We start from the raw sequence: 12,228 nt of genomic DNA, 5'->3' as shown, positions 1-12,228 counted from the left end.
GCGGCAGCTTAGCAAAAGCGCGGCAGGGCAGATAGCGCGCTTTGATGGCGTCCCCTCAGATGGCGGGGCGAAACTGGCACGTCTCCTGGCGCGGAATCGGTTCATGTAACTTGATAAACGAAATTTAGCCTGTGTAATAGCTATCTGGTATGATGTCACCCAGTGCGTGTTGTTTTCCATCTGTTTAAGGAAGCGATCAATTGGGAGCAAGCTCACAATCAAAAGAACCGCCGCTCGTTGTAGATTTGGATGGTACGCTTCTGCGCTCGGATTTGCTGCTGGAAACCGGATTGGCATTTGTTCGCGCACATCCTGCCCGTGCCTGGCAGCCGCTGCTCTGGTTGACTCAGGGCAAGGCCAGGCTCAAAGAGGGATTGGCCTTGGCCACTTCGCTGGATGTCCGCCAGCTTCCTTATGATCCGGCGGTGATTGAACTCATTGAAGCCGAGCGGCGCAAGGGGCGTGAGGTGTTATTGGCAACGGCCAGTCACCACACTCTGGCCGAACGGGTGGCCGAGCATCTGCACCTGTTTGATGACGTTATTGCCAGCGATGCCAAGCGGAATCTTGCGGCTGAGCGCAAGCGCGAGGCGTTGATTCACCGCTTTGGTGATGGTGGATTTGACTATGCCGGCAACGCTCGGGATGATCTGCCAGTCTGGCAAGCCGCGCGATACGCTTATGTTGTGAATCCGCAGCGCAGCCTGGAGCGCCATATGCAGTCGCTGGACAGGATTGCGGCGACCATTCGCTCGCATCAGCCGACCTTGGGCGATTGGTTCAAGGCGCTGCGCTTGCATCAGTGGTCGAAGAATTTGCTGATTTTTGTTCCCCTGCTCGCTGCACATCGCTTTGACGAGCTTGGACTTCTTGTCCAGGGTATGCTGGCTTTTGTGCTCTTCGGGCTGTGCGCCTCCAGTGTCTATTTGCTCAATGACTTGCTGGACCTGGAGGATGACCGCCATCATGCCACCAAGCGTCATCGTCCCTTTGCCGCTGGCCGCCTGTCGCTTCACTCTGGGCTGCTGGCGATTCCGGTACTGCTGCTGACCGCGTTTTTGGGGGCCTGGTGGCTGCTGCCTCAGGCATTCATCGCCGTGCTGGCACTCTATTATGCGCTAACGCTAGCCTATTCCCTGGTGCTCAAGCGTCAAATAGTTATTGATGTCATCACGCTAGCTTCGCTCTATACGCTGCGCATTATCGCCGGTGCTGCGGCCTTGGCGATTCCCCTGACCTTCTGGATGCTAGCCTTCTCAATGTTTATGTTTCTCAGCCTAGCGCTGGTTAAGCGCTACGCTGAATTGCGCCAGGCGCGCGTCAAAGGCCGTACGAACCAGGCGCGCGGGCGCGGTTACTATCCGGATGATCTGGAAATGCTTGCCTCACTGGGCGCTTCCTCCGGCTATGTGGCGGTGATGGTGCTGGCGCTCTATATCAATGATCTGAGTGCGACGACATTGTATCGTCAACCCGAAGTGATCTGGCTTGCCTGTCCGCTATTGTTGCTGTGGATCAGTCGGGTATGGATGCTCACCCATCGCGGGCAGATGCATGACGATCCGGTGGTCTTTGCCATCCGTGATCGCATGAGCCTGATCATTGGCGGGCTCTTCGTCCTGGTTTTCTGGGCTGCGGTATGAGTGCACAATCACTACACTCTTGGGGACACTATCCACCCTTTCCTCAGACGGCTCATGCCTGTCATTGGCGAGCGGAACTCGCCGGCACACGGGATGCCCTAGTTCATCGGTACGGTTCAACCCTGGCGTTTGGCAACGGCCGCAGCTATGGCGACAGTTGTCTGGCTGCGAGCGATCAGGTGCTGCATCTGCGCGCTTTAGATCGTTTTCTGCACGCGGACTGGAGTCGCGGTGTTCTGACCGCCGAGGCGGGCGTCACTCTGGATGAAATCCTCGCCCTCGCCATCCCGCGCGGCTGGTTTTTGTCTGTCACCCCTGGTACGCAGTTCGTTACCCTGGGGGGGGCTATTGCCAATGATGTGCATGGCAAGAATCATCATGTGCGTGGCACCTTTGGCTGCCATGTGCGCCGCCTGAGCCTGCTGCGCTCCCAGGAGGGGCGGCAGCTGTGCTCACCTGACGAACAGGCGGACTTGTTTGCCGCCACCATTGGCGGACTGGGACTGACGGGCATTATCGAATGGGCCGAGATCCAACTCACGCCCATTGCGTCCAGCCAGATTGATTGTCTGGTTGAACGCTTCGATACTCTGGCGGATTTTTTCACACTGTCAGCCGAACTCGATCAGCAGCACGAATTCTGCGTAGCCTGGATCGACTGTGCAGCCACTGGGGCGCGCAGCGGTCGCGGAGTCTATCTGGCGGGGGATTTTGCTCCGGATGGTGGCTTGAAGGTGGCCACCAAGGCAGCGCTTAGCGTGCCGCTGACATCGCCGCTGTCGCTCATTAATGGCCTGTCGTTGCGGGTTTTCAATGAGTATTATTGGCGCAAACATCCGCCGACCCGTCAACACCAACGCAGCGACTACATGCCGTTTTTTTATCCTCTGGATGGGGTGCACCACTGGAACCGCATCTATGGCCCCAAGGGCTTTCAGCAGTATCAGTGCCTGATCCCGGACGCACAGGCGCAACCAGCCATGCAGGCGTTGCTGGATGCCATTGCCGCCTCGGGGCGTGGCTCCTTTCTGGCGGTACTGAAACGCTGCGGTGCAGTGGCTTCGCCCGGATGGCTGTCGTTTCCGGCGCCCGGTACCACGCTGGCTCTGGATTTTCCGCAGTCCAGGGCGCTTGTCGAGACACTGTTCCCACGCCTCAACGCCATTGTGCGCGAGGCCGGTGGGCGACTCTATCCAGCCAAGGATGCCCAGATGATTGGCGAGGATTTTCGTCGCAGCTATCCGGCCTGGCAACACCTTGAAGCCTGGCGCGATCCGGCGCTCGGCTCCCGCTTTTGGACACGAGTAACCACATGAAACAGATCCTGATTATCGGCGCCACCTCAGCCATTGCCAATGCCTGTGCGCGCCTTTGGGCCAGCCAGGGGGCGGTTTTTTTCCTGGTGGCCCGCAATGCTGAAAAGCTGGCACAGACGGCGGCCGACTTGAGCTCCCGAGGTGCCGGTACTGTTCACACCTATGCGATGGATGTCACTCATCTGGAGGCGCATGTGGCCATGCTCAGCGCCTGTCAGGAGGCTCTGGGCCGGATCGACATTGCGCTGGTGGCGCATGGCACCCTGCCGGATCAGGCCGCCTGCGAACAGGATGCTGCTCTGGCGTTGCGGGAATTTAACCTGAACGCGACCGCGACTGTGGGGCTGCTGACACAGCTAGCCAATCAGCTGGAATCGCAGCGCGGCGGAACGCTAGCGGTCATTACCTCGGTTGCTGGTGATCGGGGCCGCCCATCGAACTATCTCTATGGCAGTGCCAAGGCTGCCGTCTCTGCTTTCTGCGAGGGGTTGCGGGCACGACTGTTTAAGGTTGGCGTGCATCTGATTGACATCCGTCCTGGCTTTGTGGCCACGCCGATGACCCAGGGCCTGCCGCTGCCAGCGCTACTGGTGGCGCAACCGGAGGTGGTGGCGAAAGGTATTCTGGCTGGCATCGAACGCCAAACCAATGTGCTCTACACGCCTGCCTTCTGGACTGTGATTATGTGGGTGGTGCGTTCGATCCCAAGCGTGGTGTTTAAGCGAATGTCGCTGTGAAATCCGCGCCGATGCTGTCGGGATGGCGCTATCGGGCGGTTGTCTATTCCGTGATGCTCTCGGCGCTGGGCTACCTGGGCGTGTCGCTCTGGGGCGGCTGGCGCGAGGTCGTAGTGGCCGTGGCTCAGGTGGGTCTGGTTGGCATCCTGATCATCTTGTCGCTGTCGCTGGTGAATTATGGGCTGCGGTTTGTGCGCTGGCAGCTGTATCTGAATGCCATGGGACACGCGGTACCCTGGCCGCCGAGTCTGCGCATTTACCTGGCCGGCTTCGCTCTGACCGCCACCCCCGGCAAGGCTGGCGAGACATTGCGCGGTGTGTTGCTGAAAGCCTGGTCGGTTCCTTATCTACACAGCTTTGCGGCTTTTTTCAGCGAGCGTCTGTCGGATCTGCTCGCTGTGGTGCTGCTCACCCTGTTCGGCCTGACGCTCTACCCGCAAGCCTGGCCCGTCATTGGCATCGGCGCGGCCGGTGTGCTGGCGGGGTTGTTGCTACTGTCGAACCAACCTCTGCTACATCGCTTGGAGGTGCGCTTGAATGGCGACTCCAAACTCAGCATTTTGCTGCGCCATGTCCTGCAAGTCGCGCATCAGGCCCACCACTGCCATCAGCCGAAATTGCTGTTCAGTGCAAATGCCCTGAGCCTGCTGGCTTGGACAGCGGAAGCCATGGCCTTTTTTTTGATCTTGCACTGGATGGGATTCGATACTCCACTGGCATTCGCCGTCTTCGTCTATGCAATCTCAATGTTGGCGGGTGCCTTGAGTTTCATGCCCGGGGGTTTGGGTGGCGCGGAAGGCATGATGGTTGCGGTGTTGATGTGGAAAGGCATGACAGCTGCCGATGCCGTGGCGGCAACCGTGCTGATACGGCTGGCGACCCTGTGGTTTGCTGTGGTGATTGGGGTCATGGCGAATCTCACGCTGCATGCTTCAGTTAACCAAGCCCGCAGCTAGAATCAGCATCACTTCATGTCTAAATTCAAAGCGCTATGCGCTAGCTCTGCTGTCGCTCCGATCACCGGCGGCTGCACAGCAACCGGAATAGGCTCCTTGGCATACAGGTGCAGATCGCGCTGCGGGAAGGCGATGCCGATGCCGGCGGCGCCGAATTTATCGTTGATGGCTTGATGCAGTTCGGTGGTGACGGCGAGGCGGTAGTCGAGTGCGCCCAGGTAGTAGCGCAAGACCAGGGTGAGGGAATTGTCGCCGAAGCCTTCGAAAGTGATGACGGGGGCTGGGTCTTCGAGGACGCGCGGGTTTTCGGCGGCGGCTTCGGCAAGCAGGGCCAGGGCTTTGCGGGTGTCGCAGCCGTATTCGGCACCGACCACCAGGGTCATGCGGTTGATGGTGTCGGTCAGACTCCAGTTGAGCAGGCGGCCGGTGATGAATTCCTTGTTGGGGACCAGCAGTTCCTGCTTGTCCCAGTTGCGGATGGTGGTGGCGCGGATTTGAATTCGGGTGACCATGCCGGTGGTGTCGCCGATGGTGACCACATCGCCGACACGAATTGGCCGCTCGAACAGAATAATCAGGCCGCTGATGAAATTGGCAACGATTTCCTGCAAACCAAAGCCAATACCAACACTGAGCGCGGCGATGAGCCACTGCACTTGTGCCCAAGACAGTCCAAGAGTGCTGAAGACCAGCAGTAGGCCAAAGGCGGTGATGCTGTAGCGGGTTAGGGTGATGACGGTATAGCGGACGCCGGGGCTGACCTCGGTATGGCGCAGCAGAATGATTTCAAGCAGCGCGGGCAGGTTTTTGCCGGCGATTAGGGCGATGCTGATGATCAGCAGCAGTTGCCCAAGATCGACCAGGGTGACTGGCACCTGGGTGCTGACACCATCCAAGGTCTTGCTGTAATCCCACAGCGTTATCCGGTCCAGCAGGCTGAGTGCGGGCAACACCTCGGACCAGATCAGCCATAGACCAACACCACCGGCGATGACCATCATGCTGTTGATCAGGCGGCGGGTCTGGCCATCGAGTGCGGCCAGATCGATGCTCTCATCCGGTGGTCGGTTGGTCTCGGTCGGACTGCTGTCGGCGCTGTCCTGTGCCGTGCGACTGACGCGCTGTTCCAGGGCAGCTTTGAGTGCTAGCCCACGATGCGCAATGATCAGCCAGCGCACGATCAGCTGATGGGCAACCAACAGAGCCAGTATCAGCCACAGTTCGCTGATCAGCGCTTCGATTAGAATGGCTGAGGTATACAGATAGCCGGTGAGTGTCAGGCCGGCGAGTGCCAGGGGCACAGCGATCAAGCCGCCATACCAGAGCAGGCGTAAGCGGCTGAACCAGCTCGTTGGCTGGGTGCTGAGCTGATTGGCAAAGACGCCGTGGCGCGGATCGATCAGACGCATCATGAAAACGGTCAGGGCCAGGATGAGTGCGAGCATGCCCACCCGGCCCAGGGTGCCACTGAAATTCGGGTCTGGATGTAACACAAAGGTTCCGGCCACAAAGCCGAGCGGCGGCAGCACCAGGGTGGCCCAGGCAAAGTTGCGGCGAATAATGCCAAGGGTCTGCGTACTCCAGCGAAAGTGCCGATCGGCCACGCCACCGGGGATGCACACCAAATAAAATGCCCGCAGGTAATAGACGCCGATACTGACGCTGACCAGCGCGGGCCCGATGGCCTGGCTGAAGGGGGTGGCGGCCGGCGAGACTTCCAGGCGCCAGCCGATCAGTGTCAGCAGCAGGGGCCAGGGCAGAGCCAGCAGCAGGGTGGTGATGAGCGCGTCCATGGTGTAGAAGAAGCGATCTGTGCTGATCCGTCGCAGCGGTTCGCTGTTACGCAGGATGCGCAGACGTAAGCCGCGCCCTTTAATCAACAGCACCACCACCAGGGTCAAACCGGCCCAGAGCGGGGGGGAGGTTTTGAGTTCCAGCAGCAGAATGCCGGGCAGTGGCTGCCAGTTGGCCGGGGTGGCCAACCACAGCAGCGCCTGCGGCAGGTCGGTAAAGGCTTGCTGAGTGATGGGCACCACGCTGCGCACCCACAGCAAGCGCTGACTGAGAAACTCGCTGTAGTCTTCAACCACACGGATCAGTGCATGGGTGTCATGCTCGAGTTCCGTAACTCCACGCAGGTAGCTTTCCTCAATATCGATCAGGCGTTGCAATAGATCATCGCGACGTTTGAGTTGCTGATCCAGATGTGCCCGGAGCGTCGGGCGATCCGCCGGCGGAACCGTTGCTACCGCGTTGCGAATTTGCGCGTTTGAGTCATTGTCATGGCGCAGCAGATCGCGGTAGCGCACCAGATTCAGATTCGCCAGTGCAATCTGATCGGCATTGTCCTTGGTCGCGGTGCGCAGACTGCGCAGGTCAGGAAGGCGGTAGAACTGGGTGACCAGCGTTTGCCCGAGTGCACGATTGAGCCCGGCCGCTTCCAGGCGTTGACGGGCACTGCGATATTCGTCTTCAATCCGATCACGGGTTTCTTTGGCGTCTTTTTGTGTTTCATCGAGCTGGTCAAGCCGGGTGGTCAGCTCTCCAATCGACTGGCTGAATTCGGCGTTTTCTTCGGCGAGCGCTCGCACCATAGGGTGGGCATTGGTCAGATTGCGCTCGGCGGCTGCGGTTTCGCTTTTGACCCGCTCGGCATCAATGCGTCGCAGTCGATCAGCCTGGTTTTCGAGCCCGGCCCGCTGAAGACGTAATTGGTTGAGTTTTTCTTCAGCCAACGCGCGGCGTGCCAGTGCGCGCTCGGTGCGCACACTGGAACTAAGGAGTTGCTGATTGAGCATCAGCAGTTCTGCGCGCAGCTTGCTGCGCCGGGTTTCCAGTGCCCAGTGCCGTGCCTGGAGTTCAATGGAGGTCAGATTGGGATCAGTAGGCGCGGCCAGTTCGGTATTGACGCTTTCCAGCGCCTGATTAATCTCGGTCAGACGTTTTCGTGCACGATTGGGCTCCAGAGCGTTGGCCTCAATGACCTTGTCAAGTTCTGCCAGGATGGCTTCAGTTGAGGTAATCTCGGCCAGCTCGTGCATCAGTTGGCGCTCGATCTCATCCACCTTCATGGTGTTGACCAGCAGGGGTGACTCGGTATCCGGTTGGGTTGGAGCCTGTTGCGACAGCGTTTGCAGGTCGCGCTTCAGGGCCTGGATGTCATCCGGAGCTGTGGCTATGGCCTCCAGATAGCCTTGGGTTTGGGCCTCATGGGCCTTAATTTCCTCAAGGTTGCTGAGCGTCTTGCGGTAGAGCTCAGCCAGGCGTTTGGCGGTTTCTTCGTCCAGGGTGCCGTCGGATTCAACCTCCTTGAGTTTGCTTTGCAAGAGCGCGACCGTCAGCGGCGATTCGATATTCGGTGGGTTGGCGCTGGCGCTGTCGATCTGGAGGCTAGACGCCGCGCCGTTGCTGATGGGGAGGGTGTCAGAGTGCTCCTGGCCGTGCAGCAGTCCCGGCTGCAGTATGGAGAGCACGATCGCCAGCAGGACGCTGCCAACAAGTCCTTGGTGTTGGCGCGGATTCCTGGATGCGTGCATGATCACCAATGGCGCTAGCTGCGTGAGCCGGTGCAATCGGTGGCGGTGGCCGCCTCGGTTTGGATACGCCGCCAGCGGCGCCCGTCGCGACGCAGCAGTTCACCGGCGGCACAGGGGCCCCAGCTGCCAGCGGCGTAGTTGGGGAAGTCCCGGGGCGGCAGGGCTTGCCAGACATCCATCACCGACTGCACGATCTCCCAGCCTTTCTCGACAGTATCGGCATGTTTGAACAGGGTGGCATCGCCGTTCATGCAGTCATAAATCAGGGTTTCATAGCCGGTGGCCGGTTTGTTGCCAAAATAATCCTCGTAGCAGAAATCCATATTCACGGTGCCGACCTGCATTTGCGGCCCGGGAATCTTGGCGCCGAAGCTCATCTGAATGCCCTCATTGGGCTGAATACGCAGCACCAGCATGTCCGGTTCGAGCTGATCGGTATCGGTATCCTTAAACATCATGGTGGGCGCGCGCTTGAACTGAATTGCAATTTCAGTGTACTGCCCAGCCAGGCGTTTGCCGGTACGCAGATAAAAGGGCACCCCGGCCCAGCGCCAGTTATCCATGGTGAGCTTAAGCGCAACGAAGGTTTCGGTGCGTGATTTTGGATCGACATGGGGCGAATCGCGATAGGCATTGACCGCTTCGCCCGCAGCTGTGGTACCGGCCGCATATTGTCCGCGCACACTGTGCGTCAGTACTTGCTCGTGTGTCAGAGGGATGATGGCATCGAGCGTTTTGTTGATTTCCTCGCGCACGGCCTGAGCTTCAAAGGAGTTGGGCGGTTCCATGGCCAGAAAGCCAAGCAGGACCAGTAGGTGATTGGGGATCATATCGCGCAGGGCGCCGGCTTCCTCGTAGTAAGCGCCGCGGTGCTCAACACCGACCGACTCGGCAACTGTAATTTGCACATGATCAATATGATGGCGGTTCCACAGTGGTTCGATAAAGCCGTTGGCAAAGCGGAACACCATGATGTTCTGCACCGTCTCCTTGCCGAGGTAGTGATCAATGCGATAGATCTGCTCCTCATCCATGTTGCGGTGCATGGCCTCATTGAGCGTGACGGCAGAGTCTAGATCGTGTCCAAAGGGTTTTTCGATAATCACCCGCCGCCAATCGCTGTCGCTTTCGTGCAGCAGGCCGACCTCACCCAGGCGGTTGGTAATCTCGCCGAACAGGCTCGGCGGTACGGCCAGGTAAAATAGATAATTGCCTTCGGTGGCGCGTTCGGCATCGATACGGGTGAGGCGTTCGCACAGCTCCTCATAGTCTTGATCGGCGAGCATGTCGATGCGCATGTAATGCAGGCTCCCACGCAGTCGCTCCCAGACATCGGCGGAGTAGGCTGAGCCAACGCTCTCGCTCAGGGTGTCAGCCAGGCGGTCGCGAAAGGACTCATCGCCAAGCTCCAGACGATCAAGTCCCAGCATGGCGAAACTCTCCGGCAGCAGGCCGGCCGCGCACAGATGATAGAGCGCCGGCACCAGCTTGCGCCGGGTCAGATCGCCGCCGGCACCGAAAATGATCATCACATTGGGCGTTGCGGGCGGAGCTTGGGTGTATTCAGTCTGCATCAGCGACATGGTGGAGACCTCATGAAATAACAGCGGAGTGGATGGGGCCGGCGACTCAGGTGTGGGGCTTCTCGTGATGGCCGCCAAACTGATAGCGCAGTGCTGAGAGCAGCTGGTTGGCAAAGTCACCTTCACCGCGCGAGCTGAAGCGCTCGAACAAAGCGGCGGTCAGCACCGGGGCCGGGGCGCCGGATTCAATGGCGGCGATGCTGGTCCAGCGTCCTTCGCCGGAGTCCGAAACCCGTCCACCGAAGTCGGTCAGCTGCGGATCAGCAGCCAGCGCATTGGCGGTTAGGTCCAGCAGCCAGGAGGACACCACACTTCCGCGTCGCCACAGCTCGGCCACCTGTGCGACATCAATGTCGTATTGATAGAATTCCGGCTTCGACAGTGGGGCGGTCTCGGCATCGGTGGTGTGATCGGTGCGACCGGCACCGGCATGTTTGAGAATATTAAAGCCTTCGGCATAGGCTGCCATCAGACCGTACTCAATGCCGTTGTGCACCATTTTGACAAAATGCCCGGCGCCGCTGGATCCGCAGTGCAGATAGCCGTGCTCGGCGCGGCTGGGCGGGCCGCTGCGCGCGGCGGTGCGCTCGATCTCGCCCACACCGGGAGCCAGGGCCGCAAAAATGGGGTCGAGTCGCTCGACGGCCGCCGGGTCGCCCCCGATCATTAGACAATAGCCGCGCTCCAAACCCCAGACGCCACCACTGGTGCCACAGTCGAGAAAGTTCACCCCACGCGCGGCCAGGCGCTGGGCATGGCGAATGTCGTCCTGATAGTAGGAGTTGCCGCCATCAATGAGCACATCATCGGCGGCTAGATGAGGTTCGAGTTGCCCAATGACCGACTCGACCACCGCCGCAGGTACCATGATCCAGATCGCACGCGGGGCCTGGAGCTTGGCGCAGAACTCACCCAGATCTGCTGCGCCCGTGGCGCCCTGAGTGGCCAGTGCTTGCACCTGGGCCTGATTGTTGTCGAATACCACGCAGTCATGGCCGGCGCGCATTAAGCGCTGCACCATGTTTGCACCCATACGGCCGAGGCCGATCATTCCGAGTTGCATCTGAAATCTCCGAGTCTCTTGGCTTTAATTTGCATGCTGCGCCCTGCGACGATTCGGGGTAATGTTTAGTATGGCCCGCGCATCGCTGCGGTTGCGCCCCTCTGAATCTACAGGAGTCCCTCATGGATCGCCAACAAGCCGCTAAGTTCATGCTTGACTGTCTGCGCATGATGATGGCCCGCAAGGGATCAGATTTGTTCATCAGCGCTGATTTTCCACCGGCCTGCAAGATTGACGGCAAGCTCACCCCGTTGAGCGAAAAACCTCTGAGCGTGGATCAGACTGGGGTGCTGGTGCGTTCCATTATGAACGACTATCAGCTCAAGGAATATGACGCCAACAAGGAGTGCAACTTCGCCATCAGCCCGCCTGGCATCGGTCGCTTTCGCGTCAATGCCTTTGTGCAGCAGGGCCGCGCGGGCGTGGTGTTGCGGACCATTCCGACCGAAATCCCCGAGATCGATGAGCTGGGCCTGCCGCCGGTGCTCAAGGATCTGGTGCTGACCAAGAACGGCATGATTCTGGTGGTGGGGGGCACCGGATCGGGTAAATCCACCTCGCTGGCAGCCATGATCGGCTATCGCAACGAGAAAACCCACGGCCATATCATCACCATCGAAGATCCGGTCGAGTTCGTGCATCGCCACCGCAACTGCCTGATCACTCAGCGCGAGGTGGGGGTGGACACCGATTCCTGGGACAATGCGCTGGTCAACACCCTGCGCCAGGCGCCCAATGTCATCCTGATCGGTGAGATCCGCCAACGCGAGACCATGGAGCATGCGATCAACTTCGCCGAGACTGGCCATCTGTGTCTGTCCACCTTGCACGCCAACAACGCCAACCAAGCGCTGGATCGCATCATCAACATGTTCCCGGAGGAACGCCGCCCGCAGTTGCTGATGGACCTGTCGCTGAACCTCAAGGCGGTGATTTCCCAACGGCTGCTGCCACGCGTGGGTGGCGGGCGGGTGGCCGCGATTGAGATTCTTATTAACAGTCCGCTGATTCAGGATCTCATCTTTAAGGGCAAGGTGCATGAGATCAAAGGCGTGATGAAACGCTCGCGCGAGCAGGGCATGCAGACCTTCGATATGGCGCTGTTTGATCTCTACGAAGCCGGGCTGATTACTCTGGAAGATGGCCTGCGCAGTGCCGATTCGATGAACGAGCTGCGCCTGAAAATCAAGCTCGAAAGCGCCGAGGCCACCGAGGGCGATGCCTTTGGCGATACCAATGGGCTCTCGCTAGTGGGCGAGGACGACGAGGAGGAAGGGGCTGGACAAGTCGGTGGCAAGCCGGCGGCGGACAATGCCTCGGAAACCGTCTTTGATCTTGACAGTTTCGATCTGGCCGAGGCCTCGCTGGATCTGGAAACAGACATTAAAAAATAA

8 protein-coding genes are annotated in these 12,228 nt (G+C 59.5%); 5 read left to right on the top strand and 3 right to left on the bottom strand.

What is annotated here, in order from left to right; all coding sequences use genetic code 11:
- The first annotated feature begins 200 nt into the window (after positions 1-200).
- The 4 genes from CKO36_RS02785 to CKO36_RS02770 are packed head-to-tail and all read left to right on the top strand — an operon-like array spanning position 201 to position 4,652.
- Positions 201-1,643, top strand: coding sequence for a UbiA family prenyltransferase (locus tag CKO36_RS02785; protein ID WP_200280247.1), 1,443 nt, complete (start codon positions 201-203; stop codon positions 1,641-1,643).
- Positions 1,640-2,959 (top strand): FAD-binding oxidoreductase, encoded by a 1,320-nt coding sequence (locus CKO36_RS02780; protein ID WP_200280244.1) that lies wholly within the window; start codon positions 1,640-1,642, stop codon positions 2,957-2,959. The genes CKO36_RS02785 and CKO36_RS02780 overlap by 4 nt, the downstream gene beginning before the upstream one ends.
- Entirely contained in the window at positions 2,956-3,696 is a 741-nt protein-coding gene (locus tag CKO36_RS02775) for an SDR family oxidoreductase (protein ID WP_200280241.1), read from the top strand. The genes CKO36_RS02780 and CKO36_RS02775 overlap by 4 nt, the downstream gene beginning before the upstream one ends.
- Before the next feature lie 11 nt (positions 3,697-3,707).
- Positions 3,708-4,652 carry a lysylphosphatidylglycerol synthase transmembrane domain-containing protein gene (locus tag CKO36_RS02770; protein ID WP_200280238.1) on the top strand — a complete coding sequence of 315 codons (945 nt, stop codon included), beginning with the start codon at positions 3,708-3,710 and terminating at the stop codon, positions 4,650-4,652.
- An 8-nt stretch (positions 4,653-4,660) separates the two neighbouring features.
- Here CKO36_RS02770 and CKO36_RS02765 read toward each other — a convergent pair whose 3' ends face one another.
- From CKO36_RS02765 to gnd, 3 genes are read right to left on the bottom strand one after another with little or no spacing between them, the layout of a single operon-like run.
- On the bottom strand, positions 4,661-8,188 hold the full coding sequence (locus CKO36_RS02765) for a mechanosensitive ion channel domain-containing protein (RefSeq protein ID WP_200280235.1): 3,528 nt from the start codon (positions 8,186-8,188) through the stop codon (positions 4,661-4,663).
- A gap of 14 nt (positions 8,189-8,202) precedes the next feature.
- Positions 8,203-9,771, bottom strand: coding sequence for a glucose-6-phosphate dehydrogenase (gene zwf, locus CKO36_RS02760; RefSeq protein ID WP_200280233.1), 1,569 nt, complete (start codon positions 9,769-9,771; stop codon positions 8,203-8,205).
- A 46-nt stretch (positions 9,772-9,817) separates the two neighbouring features.
- Positions 9,818-10,834, bottom strand: coding sequence for a phosphogluconate dehydrogenase (NAD(+)-dependent, decarboxylating) (gnd, locus tag CKO36_RS02755; RefSeq protein WP_200280231.1), 1,017 nt, complete (start codon positions 10,832-10,834; stop codon positions 9,818-9,820).
- A 122-nt stretch (positions 10,835-10,956) separates the two neighbouring features.
- Between gnd and CKO36_RS02750 the strand changes: the two genes are divergently transcribed.
- Complete coding sequence (locus CKO36_RS02750) at positions 10,957-12,228, top strand: PilT/PilU family type 4a pilus ATPase (protein WP_200280229.1); 1,272 nt, start codon at positions 10,957-10,959, stop codon at positions 12,226-12,228.

The sequence above is a fragment of the Rhabdochromatium marinum genome, from assembly GCF_016583795.1.
GTDB lineage: Bacteria > Pseudomonadota > Gammaproteobacteria > Chromatiales > Chromatiaceae > Rhabdochromatium > Rhabdochromatium marinum.
The sequence above is the reverse complement of the archived record's forward strand: the minus strand, read 5'-3'. Positions and strand labels throughout refer to the sequence as shown.